The organism is Streptomyces flavusporus (assembly GCF_046267975.1).
GTDB lineage: Bacteria > Actinomycetota > Actinomycetes > Streptomycetales > Streptomycetaceae > Streptomyces > Streptomyces flavusporus.
Genome location: NZ_CP176503.1, coordinates 2,091,515 through 2,107,187, shown reverse-complemented (window position 1 = coordinate 2,107,187; position 15,673 = coordinate 2,091,515). Strand labels below are relative to the sequence as shown.

Below are 15,673 nucleotides of genomic sequence, written 5' to 3'. Positions count from 1 at the left end.
CACGGTCACCGACGTACGACGAACCCCCGAACCGCAGGAGGCGGACCCATGACCACCAGCTCCCCGCACGTGAGCAGCCAGCCGTGGCCGGCTCGGCCTGGTCGTGCACGGCGGGTGGGCGGAGGCCGTGGAGGCGGCCCGTGCGGTCCGGGCGTGGTGCGAGGAGCACGGCGTGCGGTGCGCGGACATCGATGTCTGGGCCGAAGGACGGCGGCGCAGTGCCCAGGAGGAGGTCGATGCCGCGGGCGACCCCGACCTCATCGTCACCCTGGGCGGCGACGGCACTTTTCTGCGCGGCGCCCGGCTGGCCGCCGAGCACGACGCCCTGGTCCTCGGGGTAGACCTGGGCAGGGTCGGTTTCCTGACGGAGGTCTCCGCCGCCACGGTGCGCTCGGCGCTGGACGCGGTGCGTGAGGGCCGGTTCGGGATCGACAGCCGTATGCTGCTCACCCTGCGCGCCTCCTGCCGTCTGCGAGTGCCGGCGAGCATGGAGGCCCTGATGCAGTACGGCCGCGGGCCGCTCCTGCCGTCTCCGCAGGTGATCCCCGACTGCCAGGTCGACGACGAGTGGGGCATCCCCCTGAAGGTCGTCGCCCTCAACGACGTCGTTCTGGAGAAGCTCTCCAGGGACCGCCAGGTCTCCGTCGGCGTCTACGTCTCGGGCCGGCTCCTGGCGTCCTACTCCGCCGACGCCCTGCTGGTCGCCACGCCGACGGGCTCCACCGCCTACAGCTTCGCCGCCGGCGGCCCCGTCGTCTCGCCCCGCGCGGACGCCCTGGTGTTCACGCCGGTGGCGCCGCACATGGCGTTCAACCGCTCGGTCGTCACGGCCCCCGACGAGCCGGTCGGCCTGCGCGTGCTCGAAGGGTCGGGCCAGGCCGCGGTCAGCATCGACGGTCAGGTGCGGGGGGTACTCAACCCCGGGGACTGGATCGGCGTGTACGCCGCCCCGCACCGGCTGCGGGCCGTCCGGCTGGGCCCGATGGACTTCTACGGCCGGCTGCGCGAACGGATGAGGCTGACCGACGCCCCGGCCGCGGTCGCCGACGAAACCCCCGCGCCGCTGTGGTCGGTGACGACCCCTCCACCAGGAGACCTCGCCCATCTGACGCTGCTCACGGTCCCGGGGGAACAACCCGCCACGGGCTGACGTACGCGTTCTCCGTAAGAGCGGCATTACCGATGTGTGTCACGGGTGTTGACGCCGCGCCCGGAGTGAAGCCATCCTCGCCGAGGCGAAATCCCGCATGATGTTCGCCATTTCGAACGTTGGCGGCGTCGCGTATCACCATGGCGCCACACAGCAAGGAGAGTGACGGCGGCCTCGCTGTCGAACCGGTTCGAAAGGAGCGGCAGCGAGCGGCGTCGAACCGGTTCGACAGACCCACGTATCGACTCACAGGAGCTGCAACCGATGGTGCAATCGAGAGCAAGACGGGCGCGCCCGGGCCCACGCGCGCTGGTCGTCACCGCACTGGGCGCCGGCCTGCTGGCCACGGGCCTGACGGTGCCGGCCGCGACCGCCGCCGAACTGCCGGCGCCGAAGCTGCACTACACCTTCGACGCCGACGACCTGAGCTCGGGAAAGGTCACTGACAGCTCCGGCAACGGGCTCGACGGCTCTCTCGTCAACGGCTCCACCGCCGCCCTGGTCGACGGCGCGGACGGCGGCTCGGCGCTGGACCTGCCCGGCGGGGCGCCCACCTCCAACGGCGCGTACGTCCGCCTGCCCCGTGAAGCGGTCGGCGCCGCAACCGACCTGACGGTCTCCGCGCGCGTGAAGTGGGGCGGCGACAAGTCGTCCTGGCAGCGGATCTTCGATCTGGGCACCGACACCACCAAGTACCTCTTCAGCACTCCGTACAACGGCAACGGGCTGTTCCAGACCTCCGTGACCACCGGCGGTGGGAGCGCGGAGGCACAGGTCCGCGGCTACGCGCCGCTCCCCGCGGACAAGTGGCAGACCGTCACCGTCACCCTCGACAGCTCCGCGGGCCGGCTCACCACCTACCTCGACGGCGTGCCGGTCTCCTCCGCCGAGACCGGCATCAAGGCCAAGGACCTGCTGGACAGCTCGGCCACGGCCGCCGGCTACATCGGCAAGTCGTTCTGGCCGGATCCGCTACTCAAGGGCGCGGTCGACGACTTCACCGTGTGGCACTCGGCGCTCAACTCAGAACAGGTGGCCGACATGGCCGGGAACGTCCCCACCCTGCAGGAGCTCTCCAAGACGTCCTTCGAGGCCCGTACGACGACCGGGACCGCCCCGTCCCTGCCCGCCGCCGTCCGCTCCTCGTACTCCGACGGCTACGACCGCGACACCCCGATCACCTGGGACGCCGTACCCGCCGACCAGTACGCCCAGCCGGGCACCTTCACCGTGGCGGGAACCGCCGCCGGACGCGCGGTGAAGGCGACCGTCACCGTGGTTCGCGAAGGCCAGCTCAACGTCGACCTCGGCTCGGACACCGGCAAGTTCCACGGCGGCGCCTCCGGCACGCTCTATGGCGTGTACGGACCGGACGTCCCCACCAACAACCTCATCGAGGGCATGGGCCTGCGTACGGTCTCCACGAAGGCGCAGGACGGACCCCAGCACCCCGGTGCCGACGCGCTGGAGGTGGTCAAGCCGCTGGCCGACTCCACCGACGGTGACGTGTACATCTACATGACCGACATCCACCGGGGCTTCCCGTACCAGTGGCCGGGCGACACTCCCGAGGAGAAGCTCAAGCTCTACCGGGAGAAGATCGCGGGGCAGGTCGACCAGGTCCTGCAGCTGCCGAAGGAGTACCAGGACAACATCGTCTTCGTGCCGTTCAACGAGCCCGAGGGCAACATGTTCGGCACCGGCGAGTGGAGCTACAACAAGGTCAGCTGGCTCAACGACCCGGACGACTACTTCGCCGCCTGGGACGACTTCTACCAGCTCATCAAGGGCAAGATGCCCGAGGCCCGCATCGCCGGCCCCAACACCAGCGTCCTCTACGACCAGGTGCAGGGCTTCCTCACGCACACCCTGGCCGCCGGCACCCTCCCGGACGTCATCACCTGGCACGAGCTGAGCCACCCGGAGGCGGTCCGCGAGAGCGTCGCCAAGTACCGGGCGTGGGAGAAGGACCTGTTCAAGGGCACCGACCGCGAGGGCACCCAACTCCCCGTCAACATCAACGAGTACGCCTTCAACTACCACACCTCGGTCCCCGGCCAGATGATCCAGTGGGTGTCCGCGATCGAGGAGTCCAAGGTGGACGCCGACATCGCGTACTGGAACATCGACGGCAACCTCTCCGACTCCGCGGTGCAGTCGGGCCGCGGCAACGGCCAGTGGTGGCTGCTGAACTCGTACGCCTCGATGAGCGGGCACACGGTGAAGGTGACCCCGCCGTTCCCGGGCGAGAACTACACCATGCAGGGCGTCGCCACGCTCGACGAGAAGAAGAAGCAGTCCCGGCTGATCTTCGGCGGCTCCACCGGCAAGGGCCACATCACCTTCGACAACGTCCCGAAGAAGATCTTCGGGGACCGCGTCCACGCCTGGGTGAAGGAGATCGAGTGGACGGGCCAGGTCGGCGACAACTCCGGCCCGAAGCTGCTCTCGGAGCAGAACCTGAAGGTCGGTGACGACGGCAAGGTCGTCGTCGACTTCGGCGACGGCGCACTGCCGAAGCTGAAGGAGTCCTCGACGTACGAGATCGTCCTCAGCCCGGCCGGGAAGGCGAAGAGCACGCAGTCCCCGCCCGTGCGCTGGCAGAGCTCGTACGAGGCGGAGGACGCCGCCCACACCGGGTCCGGCTACTCCAAGAACGGCCCCGAGGGCTCGCCCCGAGACGTGTCGAAGTTCTACACCTCCGGCGGCTACGACGTGGGCGGCCTGCGCACCGGCTCGGACGTCACGCTCGACTTCACGGTGGACGTGCCCGAGGACGGCACGTACGACCTGAGCGTCTTCGCCAACTCCCTCAACACCTTCGACAAGGTGAAGGAGCAGGGGCCCACCAACGTCTTCCTGCGGGTGGACGGCAAGGCGGACAGCGAGCAGGAGCTGTACCTGCCGCTGGGCTACAAGTGGGTGGTCTGGGACCACACCGACACCAAGGTGAAGCTCACCAAGGGCAAGCACACCCTGACGCTCGCCGCGAAGAGCGCCGACGGCAAGCGCGCCACCAAGGGCGACGCCATCGTCGACCGCCTGACCCTCTCCCTCCCCGAGGCATCGGCGAACACCCAGGTGTACGAGGGCGAGCTGGCCTGGCCGGCCGGCGGGGCACGGCCCGTCTACGACCTGCCGAAGAGGGCCGCCACCGGCTCGGGCGCGGCCCGGCTCGCCAAGGGCCAGACCGCTACGTTCTGGGTCTATTCGCCCGCCGACCGCGAGGCCACCCTCAAGGTCGACACCCTCGCCGGCTCTGGCGCCCGGCTCTCCGTCAACGGCCACGACGTCCTGCGCCTGGCCAAGGACAGCAGCAGCGCGGCGGTCTCCCTCTCGGGCGGCGTCAACAAGGTGACGCTGACCGGAGGTTCGTCCACCACCCTCGTCGACCGCCTCACGGTCACGCCGACCGAGGGCGCGCTGCCGGAGCGCACGTACGAAGCTCAGGACGCCGAGCTCGCGGGCTCGGCCACGCTCAGCCCGCTCTCCCTGGCCACCGGCGGCACGGCAATCACCGGCATCGGCGGCGACCCCGGCAACGGCAACACCGCGACGTTCACCGTCGACGCCGACCGGAGCGGCCTGTACGCGATGCGCATCCGCTACTCCAACCCCGAGCAGTCCGAGGCCACCCACTACAACCCCGACCCCCTCGTCCGGCACGCGGACATCACGGTGGGCGGTGGCAAGCCGCGGCGCGTGACGTTCCCGCACTCGTTCCACGAGAACAACTTCTGGGAACTCACCGTCCCCGTCCGCCTGGAGAAGGGCGCCAACGCCATCACGTTCAGCTCCGAGGAGCTGCCCAACTTCGACGGCGAGACGTACGCGTCGGACACGTTCCCGGGCGTGCTGCTGCGCTCGAAGTACGCGCCCCTGATCGACAGGATCACGGTCGCCAGGTTCGCGGCCCCACGGCCGTGAGGTGAACGGCCCCACGGCCGTGAGGTGAACGGCCCCACGGCCGTGAGGTGAACGGCCCCACGGCCGTGAAGTGAAAGGACAAGGGAGTCAGAGTGGTCACGATCGGCGACATCGCGCGCGCCGCCGGGGTTTCCCGCAGCACCGCCTCGTACGCACTGTCGGGCAAGCGGTCCATCTCCGCCGAAGTCCGGCAGCGGGTGGCGGACGCGGCGCGGGAGCTGGGCTACACCCCCAACGCCGGTGCCCGCGCCCTCGCCACCGCGGAGACGATGGTCCTCGGTCTGCTCGCCCAGTTCCACGAGGACGAGTTCGCCCCGGCCATGCTCCAGTACATGCTGGGCGTCTCCGACACCGCGCGCGAGCTGGGGTACGACACCCTGCTCGTCACGGAGGCCGACGGAGCCCGCGCGCTGCGCCGGATCACCAGCTCCCGGATGGTCGACGGCGTCGTCCTGCTGAACGTCGCGCAGGACGACGCCCGGCTCCCGCTCCTCAGGTCCGCACCCCAGCCAGGGGCGCTGGTCGGGCTGCCGGGCGACTGCTCCGGCGTGGACGTCTTCGACCTCGACTTCGAGGCGGCCGGCCGGCTGATGGTCGACCACATGCACCAGCTGCGGCACCGGGAGCTGATCCTGGTCTCGCAGCCCGAACACGTCGTCCAGCGCGGCGGCGCCTATGTGTGGCGGCTGCAGAACGCGGTGGTGCAGCAGGCGCGGGCCCGCGGCATCGAACTCCACGCGGTCTTCGGCGAGTCGCGGCAGCCGGAGGTCGGACGGACACTGCACGCGCTGCTGGACGCCCACCCGGCCGCGACCGGCCTGCTGCTCAACAACGAGGCGGCCGCCGCGGCGCTGCCGTCCGTCCTGCACGCCCGCGGTCTTGGGACACCACGGGACCTGTCGGTCATCGGCCGCTACTCCGACGAGTTCGCCCGCACCTTCTCGCTGCCCTTCACCTCCATCGAGAGCGCACCCGACCTCCTCGGGGAGATGGCCGTGCGGCAGCTCGTGCGCCGGATCGTCACCCCGCAGGCCAGGGACGAGCCGCACGTTCTGCGGCTCCTCACGCCCGAGCTCGTCGACCGCGGGAGCACCGGCGTGCCCTCCGCACCACCCAGCACCTCATGAGTTCAAGGAGAAAGACAGTGAGAGACCTCCCGAAGCCCTTCCGCGCCGCGGGCGTGCTCGGCGCCGCCCTCGTCCTCATGACCGGCGCGGTCGCCTGCTCGTCCAACACCGGCAGCGGCGGTGGCAGCCAGGCCGACGACACCTACACCTGGTGGGACCCGTACCCGCAGCACAACAAGTCGTCCGACTGGGCGGGGCGCGTCACCAAGTGTGGTGACGAGGCGGGCGTCACCATCAAGCGCACCGCCTACGACACCACGGCGCTGACCAACCAGGCCCTGCTCGCCGCCCAGGAGGGCACCTCGCCCGACATCATCCTGCTGGACAACCCCGCCGTCTCGACGCTCGCCGACACCGGCATGCTGACCACGATGGAGGAGTTCGGCCTCGACACCTCCGAGATCGACGAGAACCTGCTCGCGGCCGGTGTGGTGGACGGCAAGGAGTACGGCATCCCCATCGGCGCCAACACGCTCGCCATCTACTACAACAAGACCGTCCTCGAGGACGCCGGCGTCGACCCCGCATCCGTCAAGGACTGGGCGTCGCTCACCGCCGCCCTGAAGAAGGTGAAGGACGCCGGGCACAAGGGCATCACGTTCGCAGGCATCGGCACCGAGGAGGGCTCGTTCCAGTTCCTGCCGTGGTTCTGGGGCGCTGGGGCGGACCTGCGCGACCTCGACTCGGCCGGGGCCGTCGAGGCGCTCGACCTGTGGACCGGCTGGCTGAAGAACGGCTACGCACCCAACTCCGTGATCAACAACTCCCAGAACACCACCTGGGAGGAGTTCCTGACCGGCGACTTCGCCTTCGGTGTGAACGGCACCTGGCAGGTCAACAGCGCCGCGCAGGCGGACTTCCCGACCGGCGTGATCCAGATACCCGGCAAGGACGGCGGGGTGGCACCGACCCCGACCGGCGGCGAGTTCATCACGACTCCCGTGCAGGACGACACGGCCCGGTACGAGGCCACCAAGAAGATCGTGGAGTGCATGACCACCCCGGAGGGCATGGTGGAGACGGCCACGACCTTCGCGTACTACATCCCGCCGACCAAGGCCGGACAGGACAAGCTCCTCGCGGACAAGGCCGAACTCAAGCCGTGGGTCGAGGCCGTACGCACCGCCAAGGGACGCACCAGCGACGACCTCGGGACCGACTACCCGAAGATCTCCGAGCCCCTGTGGACCGCCGTGCAGCAGGCCCTCAGCGGAAGCAAGAGCGCCAAGGACGCGCTCGGCGCGGCACAGGCGACCGCCGAGGACGAGGTCGGCTGACCGCCGCCCGAGGAGCCGTTTCATGAACATGTCCACGAAGTCCGCCCCGCAGGCCCGGGAGGCCGGCGGGGCGGCGGCCGGCGAGCAGCCCTCCGCCCCGCGCCCGCGGATCCGCGTGCGCGGGCGCTCCACCCAGTGGGCCGCGTTCGCGTTCCTGGCCCCGCTCATCGCCTACCTGCTGGCCTTCTACGCCTACCCGCTCTACCGGAACATCGACCTCAGCCTGCACGACTACACCGTCAGGTCGTTCGTGCAGGGCGGCGCCGAGTTCACCGGTCTGGCCAACTACCGCGACATCATGGGATCCGAGGCGTTCGGCCCCGCGCTGCGGAACACCCTTGTCTTCACGCTCGTCTCGATCGCCGCGCAGTACGCCATCGGCCTCGCGCTCGCCGTGTTCTTCCGCGACAACTTCCGCCTGTCCGGGGTGCTGCGCGGCATGTTCCTCGTCCCCTGGCTGCTGCCGCTGATCGTCTCCGGCTCCACCTGGTCGTGGATGATGAACAGCGACAACGGGATCGTCAACGCGGCCCTCGAGGCGTTCGGCATCGGTCAGATCAACTGGCTCACCGACCCGGGCTGGGCGCTGACCTCCGTGATCATCGCGAACATCTGGCTCGGTATCCCGTTCAACCTCGTCATCCTCTACTCGGGCCTGCAGAACATCCCGCGCGAGTTGTACGAGGCGGCGGCGCTGGACGGGGCGAACGCCTGGCAGCAGTTCCGGCGGGTGACCTTCCCGCTGCTCCGCCCCGTCTCGGCGATCACGCTGCTGCTCGGTCTGGTCTACACGCTCAAGGTCGTCGACGTGATCTGGATCATGACCACCGGCGGTCCGGGCAGCGCCTCGACCACGCTGGCCGTGTGGTCCTACCGGGAGGCCTTCGGCACGGGGCTGCCCGACTTCTCGCCCGCGGCCACGATCGGCAACCTGCTCATCCTCATCGCCCTGGCCTTCGGCTTCCTCTACCTCCACCTCCAGCGTCGACAGGAGCGGTCATGACAGCGCCGACGCCCTCGGTCACGCCCCGGCACCCCCGGCGCAGGCCCTGGTGGAAGACGGCCCTGGGGGTCTTCCTCACCGCGCTCATGCTCTTCCCGGTCTACTGGATCTTCAACGTGTCCCTGACCAGGACCGAGGACATGCGGTCCGACCCGCCGCACTGGTTCCCGTGGGACCCGACGCTCGAGGGCTACGCGAACGTCGTACGCGACCAGTTGCCGGCCCTGACCACCAGCCTCGGCATCGGCCTCGGCTGTGTGCTGCTCACCCTGGCGATCTCCGCGCCCGCCGCCTTCTCGCTGGCCAAGCTGCGCCCGCGGGGCGCGGGCACGGTCAACTTCCTGCTGCTGGTCGCGCAGATGGTCCCCAGCGTGGTCATGGCGGTGGGCTTCTACGCCATCTATGTGCGGCTCGGCTGGCTCAACTCGGTCTGGGGCCTGATCATCGCCGACTCCACGATCGCCGTGCCCTTCGGCGTCATGGTGCTGACGGCGTTCATGTCCGGCATCCCCGGCGAGCTCATGCAGGCCGCGAAGATCGACGGGGCGAACACCTGGCGGATCTTCCGCTCCGTGATCCTGCCGCTCAGCCGCAACGCCGTGCTGACGGTGTCGCTGTTCGCGTTCCTGTGGGCGTGGTCGGACTTCATCTTCGCCTCCACGCTCGACCGCAACGGCGACGCGATCCCGATCACCCTCGGGATCTACGCCTACATCGGCAACAACACCACCGAGTGGAACTCGATCATGGCGACCGCCGCTGTCGCCTCCGTCCCCGCGGCCGTCCTGCTGGTCGTCGCCCAACGCTTCGTCGCCGGCGGCGTCACCGCGGGCGCCGTCAAGGACTGACTGTGCGGACAACGACTGTGGGGACATCGACCGTGGGGAAACCGACTGTGAGGAACAAGAGTTCATGGTGAGCTTCCGACCGTCCCCGACCGCCCTCGAGGTACGGCACCGCCACGAGGTCCTGACCATCGAGGCCTGGGGCGCCGACAGCGTCCGCGTCCGCGCGGCGCAGCACCGGATCCCGGCAGAGAGCCACGGCGCCCTGGACAACCAGCCCCCGCCGTGCGACCTCCCGCAGATCACCGCTGAGAAGGACCGGGCCACGTTCGTCCACGGCGACCTCACCGTGCACGTGGACTTCGACCGGCGAGCCGCCTACCCCGAGCCGCTGCTGACCTTCACGCGCACGAGCACGGGAGACGAGCTGCTGGCCGAGAGCCGCGAGCACTTCTGGCTGCCGGGAGCCCGGGTCTTCACCGCAAACCAGTGGGGCACCCACGAGGTGCACCAGCAGTTCGCCGCGTACGACGGCGAGCGGTTGTACGGCATGGGGCAGCGCACCCACGGCCGGCTGGACCTCAAAGGGCTGGCTCTGGACCTCGTCCAGCGCAACGGCGAGGTGAGCATTCCGTTCGTGCTGTCGAACCGGGGCTACGGGCTGCTGTGGAACCTCCCGGCCGTCGGCCGCGCCGAGTTCGCGCAGAACGCCACGCGCTGGCAGGCCGGCCAGGCACGCGAGATCGACTACTGGTTCACGGCCGCCCCGACACCCGCCGGCATCCTCGCCCGCTACGCCGACGCGACCGGGCACACACCCGAACTACCCGAGTGGGCCAGCGGTTTCTGGCAGTCCAAGCTGCGCTACCGCGACCAGGACGAGCTCCTCGCCGTCGCCCGCGAGCACCGGCGCCGAGGCCTGCCGCTGTCCGTCATCGTCGCCGACTACTTCCACTGGTCGGCCATGGGCGACTACCGCTTCGACAAGAGCGAGTGGCCCGACCCCAAGGCGATGGTCGACGAGCTGTCCGAACTGGGCGTCGAGCTCATGGTCTCGATCTGGCCGACGGTTTCGCCGCTGTCGGAGCACTTCGCGGACTACCGCGACCGCGGTCTCCTCGTCGGCACCCACCAGGGCGTGGAGTTCCACCAGACCATCCAGGACAAAGGCATGGCCGCGCCGATGCCGGTGGCGTTCTACGACCCCACCAACCCCCGGACACGGCAGTTCGTATGGGACCTGGTCCGGAGCAACTACCGCGACCTGGGCGTCCGCGTGTTCTGGCTGGACGCCTGCGAACCCGAGCTGAACCCGGCGCACCCCGGACACCTGTCCCTGTACGCCGGGCCCGGCGCCGAGGTCGCCGGCATCTACCCGCGGGACAACGCCCGCCTGTTCGCCGAGGGCATGGCGGCGGACGGGGAGCCGACGGTGCTGCTGTGCCGCTCGGCCTGGGCGGGCGCGCAGAAGTACGGGGCGGCGCTCTGGTCGGGCGACATCCCCGCCACCTGGCAGTCCCTGCGGCAGCAGATACGGGCCGGGCTGAGCACCGCTGTGTCCGGCATCCCGTGGTGGACCACCGACATCGGCGGCTTCCACGGCGGCGACGCGCGCGATGCGGCCTACCGGGAACTGATGATCCGCTGGTTCCAGTTCGGCGTGTTCTGCCCGCTGTTCCGCCTGCACGGCGACCGCGAGCCACGCAACCCCACCTCCTTCGCACAGACCGGCGGTCCCAACGAGGTGTGGTCGTACGGAGAAGAGGCGTACGACATCATCTCGGGCCTGCTGCACCTGCGGGAGCGGCTGCGCCCGTACATCCACGAGCAGATGCGCACGGCCGCGCGTACCGGGCTGCCGCCGATGCGGCCGCTGTTCGTGGACCATCCGGAGGATCCGCACACCTGGGCGGTGGACGACGCGTTCCTGTTCGGCCCGGACATCCTCGTCGCGCCGGTGACGCAGCCAGGGCAACGGTCGCGGGAGGTGTACCTCCCGGCCGGCACCCGCTGGGTCTGTGCCGGGAGCGGCGAGGTCCACGAGGGCGGCCGCACCGTGACGGCGCCCGCACCCATCGACCACATCCCCGTCTTCACCCGCGAGGGCGCGGACGTCCCCCTGACCGCATGAGGAGAACCACGAACGTGACCGTGCAGGAGAGCACGACCGGCGCCGACCCCAAGGGCGGCCGCCCGGTACTCCCCTCCCGGGGCCGGCAGCGACCGCTCGGCATGGGCGAGACGACGCTCACCGGCGGATTCTGGGCGACGCTGCAGCAGACCAACGCCACGGCGACCCTGGAGCACTGCGAGCAGTGGATGGAACGCCTGGGCTGGCTCGCCAACTTCGACCGGGTCGCCGACGGCACCACAGGACCCGACCGGGCCGGCTGGTCCTTCGCCGACTCCGAGGTCTACAAGCTCATCGAGGCCCTGGCGTGGGAGCACGGGCGTTCCGGCGATCAGGTCTACGACGACGCCGTGCGCCGGCTCACCGCACGCATCGCCCGCGCCCAGGACGCGGACGGCTACCTCAACACCTGCTTCGGGCACGCCGGCCGGCAGCCCCGCTACAGCGACCTGGAGTTCGGCCACGAGCTGTACTGCACCGGGCACCTGCTGCAGGCCGCCGTCGCCCGGCTCCGCACGACCGGGCCCGACGAGCTTGTGGCCGTCGCCCGCCGGGCCGCCGACCACGTCTGCGACACCTTCGGCCCCGACGGGCTGCAGGGCATCTGCGGCCATCCCGAGATCGAGGTCGGACTGGCCGAGCTGGGGCGCGCGCTGGGCGAGAGCCGCTACGTCGAGCAGGCGCGGCTGTTCCTGGACCGCCGCGGTCACGGCACCCTGAAGGACATCCCGCTCGGCCGCGCCTACTTCCAGGACGACGTGCCGATCCGCGAGGCCGACGCCTGGCGCGGCCACGCCGTGCGCGCGCTGTATCTGTCGGCCGCGGCCGTCGACGTCGCCGTGGAGCAGGACGACCAGGAGCTCCTCGCCGCCATCGAGCGCCAGTGGGCGAACGCGGTGGCGCGGCGGACCCATCTGACCGGCGGCATGGGATCCCGGCACCAGGACGAGGGGTTCGGCGAGGACTGGGAGCTGCCGCCGGACCGCGCCTACTGCGAGACCTGCGCCGGTGTGGCCTCGGTCATGGTGTCGTGGCGGCTGTACCTCGCCACCGGAGACGTCCGGTACGCCGACCTCGTCGAGCGCACCTTCTTCAACACCATCGCCACCTCGCCGCGTTCGGACGGGCGGGCGTTCTTCTACGCCAACCCGCTCCACCAGCGGGTGCCCGGCGAGACCTCCGACGACGATGCCGTGAGCCCCCGCGCCGAGGGCGGTTCCCGCGCCGCCTGGTTCGACGTGTCGTGCTGCCCCACCAACGTCGCCCGCACGCTGGCCACCTGGCACACCTACCTCGCCACGGCCGGGCGGCACGAACTGACGCTGCTGCAGTACGCCGGCGCCCGGATCGAGGCCGAGCTGGGGGACGGGCGGTCCGTGTCGCTCGAGGTCGAGACGGACTACCCGCAGGACGGTCTCGTGACCGTGCGGGTCCTGCGGGCGCCCGAAGGGCCGGTGACGCTCCGGCTGCGCGTGCCCGCCTGGGCCCGGGGCGCCGAGCTCGACGAGGGCGGGCGCCGACGCCCCGTCCCACCGGGCCCGGCCGTCGTGGACCGCGAACTCGAGCCCGGGGAGGAGATCCGGCTCCACCTCCCGATGGCCCCGCGCTTCACCTGGCCGGATCACCGCATCGACGCCCTCCGCGGCTGCGTCGCCGTCGAACGCGGCCCCCTCGTGTACTGCGCGGAATCCGTCGACCTCCCGGTCGGCACCGAGCTCGACGATCTGACAGTGGACACCCGCGCAGCGCCCAGGTACCACGAGGGCCGCGTCACGGTCAGGGCCTCCACGAACCACCGGAACGATCCCGAACCGGCCTGGCCGTACGGGACTCCCGCCGACCTAGGCGGAACGGGCAGTACCGCATCCATGGACCTCGCCCTCGTCCCGTACCACCGGTGGGCCGAGCGGGGACCGACGGGCATGCGCGTCTGGCTGCCCGTCGCCCGCCCGTCCTGAACCGTCGGCATTCCAGCCGGCAGGCGGTGCGCCGGAACGGCCCCACCTGCCGGTCCGGTCGTCAGTGGTGGGCGTGTACGACGGCGTGGCCCTTGCCGCGGCCGATCATCCACTTGTTGACCGGGGTGGTGATCACGAAGGCGACCGCGAACCCGCCCAGCAGGGCCGACCAGAACAGCCCGTCGGACAGGTGGGCGTCCATCGCGCCCGGGGTGAGAGCGATGATGGCGTTGTCGACGAACTCCATCACGGCGATCGAGACGGTGTCGGCGGCCAGCGCGACCTTGATCGCGCTCCGGAGGTCCAGGCCGGCCCGGAGGACCGCGAACAGCGTGAACGAGTAGCCGAAGAGGAACGCCAGCGCGATCAACCCTATACCCCCCTGGGTATTCCGCAGGCGGCTGCGTGTGCGGGGCTCGGGGGTCGCGACTACGTTGGTGGCTGCCTGACCAGGTCAAGGAGGGGTGCTCATGCCCCTGGGGCCCCACGCCTACGAGTTCTGCGGTGCCGTCCTCTTCGCGGGCCGGCGACACCATGCCTTCGCCCGCCTCGCCGAGCTCAGCGGAGCCGAGGCCGGAGGCCGTGTCCTGGACGTGGGTGCGGCACCGGCTGCCTCACGCGGCACATGGCCGCCCGGGTCGGGCCCGAAGGTGCGGTGACCGGGGTGGATCCGTCACCGCCCGTACTCGCCTACGCCCGCCGCAGGAGCCACACCAGCCGGGACCGCCGCAGTGCCCCCTGCGTCTGTCAGGAGGGCATCGCCGAGGCCTTCGATCTGCCCGACGCGTCCTTCGACACCGTCGTCACCAGCCTGATGCTGCACCACCTGCCGGGGGAGCTTCGGCCGGTGGCGCTGTGCGAGATGCTGCGGGTGCTGCGGCCGGGCGGTCGGCTGCTGGTCGTCGAGTTCCGGCCGCCGAAGAGCCGCCTCGGCTGCCGTCCGGTGCACCCCACGGGTGGGCACGCCATGGCGGACCTCCGCGTCGACCTGCTGGCCGGACTCATCGCCGACACGGGCTTCGAGGTGCGGGGGAGCGGTGACGTCCGGCCCTGGCTCGGTCATGTGCAGGCTGTGCGGCCCGGGGGTGGGGAGTCCGGCCATTGAGGGTAGGTGGGGGGCAGGACGCGTACACCCACTCGGTGAGGACGGGTGCCATGAGTGGAATTCCGCGCTGGGTCGTGCAGGCCGTCGGTGTGCTCGCGGCCCTGGCCATCCTGTTCTGGCTGGGGACCGAGGCGGTCAGGAACTTCTGAGTGAAGGCTGACCGGTGGTTGCTCACGGGCGGCTGGTCAGGTAGCCGCCCATGGAGGTGAAGTACTCCGTCGCGCCCAGCTCCCGGCCGTCCTCGGTCCGTACGCGCGTGATGGCCAGGCCGTGGTTGCGGCCGGTGCGCGCGTCGGCCCCGGCGACGATCACCACGCCGTCGCCCTCGCGATAGAAGATCCGGCCGGGCGTGCCGCCGTAGCGGCCCTGGGACACCACGGCGGCGAGGACCTCGAGTCGCCTGCCCTTGTGGAAGGTGAAGGCGCTGGGGTACGGCTCGGACTGGGCGCGGACGAGGCGTTCGAGGTCCTCCGCCGGCCAGGTCCAGTCGATGCGGATGTCCTCGGTGGACCGCTTGTGGAAGAAACTCGCCTGGGACCGGTCCTGCTTGGTGAACTCCGTCTGCCCGGCGGCGATGAGGTCGAGCGCGCCGATCGTGACCGGGGCGATCAGGTCGACGGTCTTGTGGAAGAGGTCCGTGGCGGTGTCCGTCGGTCCGACCGGCACCGCCTCCTGCCGGACGATGTCGCCGGCGTCGAGCTCGTCGTTCATCATGTGGGCGGTGACGCCCACTTCGGGCTCGCCGTTGATCAGTGCCCAGATCAGCGGGGAGAAGCCGGCGTACTTCGGCAGCAGCGAGTCGTGCACGTTCAGCGTGCCGTGGCGCGGCAGGTCGAAGATGCGCGGGGGGATCCACGTCCGCCAGTTGTTCGCCACGATGATGTCCGGGTCGGCCTCCTTGAGACGCTCGAACAGCTCGTCGTCGTCAGGGCGGTTGCGGATCAGCACCGGAACGCCGTGCTCCTCGGCGAGGTCGGCGACGGAGTCGCTCCAGATCTTCTCGTACGCGTGCTCGCTCTTGGGGTGCGTCACGACCAGTACCACGTCGTGTTCGGAGTCCAGGAGGGCTTGCAGGGTGCGGTGCCCCCAGGTCTGGTAACCGAACATGACGACCCGCATGGGGTTCCTCCTCGAGGCAGGGGCTGACCGACCAGGGACAAGTGAAGCAAGGCTTACCTTAGTTTGCAACGGCTGTGCAGGACGCCCCAGT

At 70.4% G+C, this 15,673-nt stretch carries 11 protein-coding genes and 1 pseudogene; 10 read left to right on the top strand and 2 right to left on the bottom strand.

What is annotated here, in order from left to right; translation table 11 throughout:
• The first annotated feature begins 97 nt into the window (after positions 1–97).
• The 8 genes from ACKTSN_RS09945 (at position 98) to ACKTSN_RS09910 (ending at position 13,358) form a co-directional block, all read left to right on the top strand.
• Positions 98–1,150: an NAD(+)/NADH kinase gene (locus ACKTSN_RS09945; RefSeq protein ID WP_409474789.1), complete on the top strand. Its 1,053-nt coding sequence runs from the start codon at positions 98–100 to the stop codon at positions 1,148–1,150.
• 264 nt (positions 1,151–1,414) lie between these two features.
• Entirely contained in the window at positions 1,415–5,077 is a 3,663-nt protein-coding gene (locus ACKTSN_RS09940) for a LamG-like jellyroll fold domain-containing protein (RefSeq protein ID WP_409468753.1), read from the top strand.
• A 92-nt stretch (positions 5,078–5,169) separates the two neighbouring features.
• The gene (locus ACKTSN_RS09935) at positions 5,170–6,204 is read left to right on the top strand and encodes a LacI family DNA-binding transcriptional regulator (protein ID WP_409468752.1); all 1,035 of its coding nucleotides are present in this window, start codon (positions 5,170–5,172) and stop codon (positions 6,202–6,204) included.
• A 17-nt stretch (positions 6,205–6,221) separates the two neighbouring features.
• Positions 6,222–7,481 (top strand): sugar ABC transporter substrate-binding protein, encoded by a 1,260-nt coding sequence (locus ACKTSN_RS09930; protein WP_409468751.1) that lies wholly within the window; start codon positions 6,222–6,224, stop codon positions 7,479–7,481.
• A 28-nt stretch (positions 7,482–7,509) separates the two neighbouring features.
• Entirely contained in the window at positions 7,510–8,484 is a 975-nt protein-coding gene (locus ACKTSN_RS09925; RefSeq protein ID WP_409474788.1) for a carbohydrate ABC transporter permease, read from the top strand.
• Positions 8,481–9,332: a carbohydrate ABC transporter permease gene (locus ACKTSN_RS09920; RefSeq protein WP_409468750.1), complete on the top strand. Its 852-nt coding sequence runs from the start codon at positions 8,481–8,483 to the stop codon at positions 9,330–9,332. The genes ACKTSN_RS09925 and ACKTSN_RS09920 overlap by 4 nt, the downstream gene beginning before the upstream one ends.
• Before the next feature lie 64 nt (positions 9,333–9,396).
• Entirely contained in the window at positions 9,397–11,400 is a 2,004-nt protein-coding gene (locus ACKTSN_RS09915; protein ID WP_409468749.1) for a glycoside hydrolase family 31 protein, read from the top strand.
• Positions 11,401–11,414: 14 nt separating this feature from the next.
• Entirely contained in the window at positions 11,415–13,358 is a 1,944-nt protein-coding gene (locus ACKTSN_RS09910) for a glycoside hydrolase family 127 protein (protein WP_409468748.1), read from the top strand.
• A gap of 61 nt (positions 13,359–13,419) precedes the next feature.
• Here the strand turns inward: ACKTSN_RS09910 and ACKTSN_RS09905 are convergent.
• Positions 13,420–13,725 (bottom strand): annotated as a pseudogene (locus ACKTSN_RS09905) (DUF4396 domain-containing protein); the annotation flags it as partial.
• A 103-nt stretch (positions 13,726–13,828) separates the two neighbouring features.
• Between ACKTSN_RS09905 and ACKTSN_RS09900 the strand changes: the two are divergent.
• Positions 13,829–14,017 (top strand): hypothetical protein, encoded by a 189-nt coding sequence (locus tag ACKTSN_RS09900; RefSeq protein WP_409468747.1) that lies wholly within the window; start codon positions 13,829–13,831, stop codon positions 14,015–14,017.
• Complete coding sequence (locus tag ACKTSN_RS09895) at positions 14,014–14,463, top strand: class I SAM-dependent methyltransferase (RefSeq protein WP_409468746.1); 450 nt, start codon at positions 14,014–14,016, stop codon at positions 14,461–14,463. The genes ACKTSN_RS09900 and ACKTSN_RS09895 overlap by 4 nt, the downstream gene beginning before the upstream one ends.
• A gap of 171 nt (positions 14,464–14,634) precedes the next feature.
• Here ACKTSN_RS09895 and ACKTSN_RS09890 read toward each other — a convergent pair whose 3' ends face one another.
• Positions 14,635–15,582 carry a methionyl-tRNA formyltransferase gene (locus ACKTSN_RS09890; RefSeq protein ID WP_409468745.1) on the bottom strand — a complete coding sequence of 316 codons (948 nt, stop codon included), beginning with the start codon at positions 15,580–15,582 and terminating at the stop codon, positions 14,635–14,637.
• Between the last annotated feature and the right edge of the window lie 91 nt (positions 15,583–15,673).

Excerpts from the sequence above, each read along its gene's own strand:
- ACKTSN_RS09940 (WP_409468753.1), top strand. The coding sequence starts at position 1,415 with ATGGTGCAATCGAGAGCAAGACGGGCGCGCCCGGGCCCACGCGCGCTG.
- ACKTSN_RS09925 (WP_409474788.1), top strand. The coding sequence starts at position 7,510 with ATGTCCACGAAGTCCGCCCCGCAGGCCCGGGAGGCCGGCGGGGCGGCG.
- ACKTSN_RS09920 (WP_409468750.1), top strand. The coding sequence starts at position 8,481 with ATGACAGCGCCGACGCCCTCGGTCACGCCCCGGCACCCCCGGCGCAGG.
- ACKTSN_RS09915 (WP_409468749.1), top strand. The coding sequence starts at position 9,397 with ATGGTGAGCTTCCGACCGTCCCCGACCGCCCTCGAGGTACGGCACCGC.
- ACKTSN_RS09900 (WP_409468747.1), top strand. The coding sequence starts at position 13,829 with ATGCCCCTGGGGCCCCACGCCTACGAGTTCTGCGGTGCCGTCCTCTTC.
- ACKTSN_RS09890 (WP_409468745.1), bottom strand. The coding sequence starts at position 15,582 with ATGCGGGTCGTCATGTTCGGTTACCAGACCTGGGGGCACCGCACCCTG.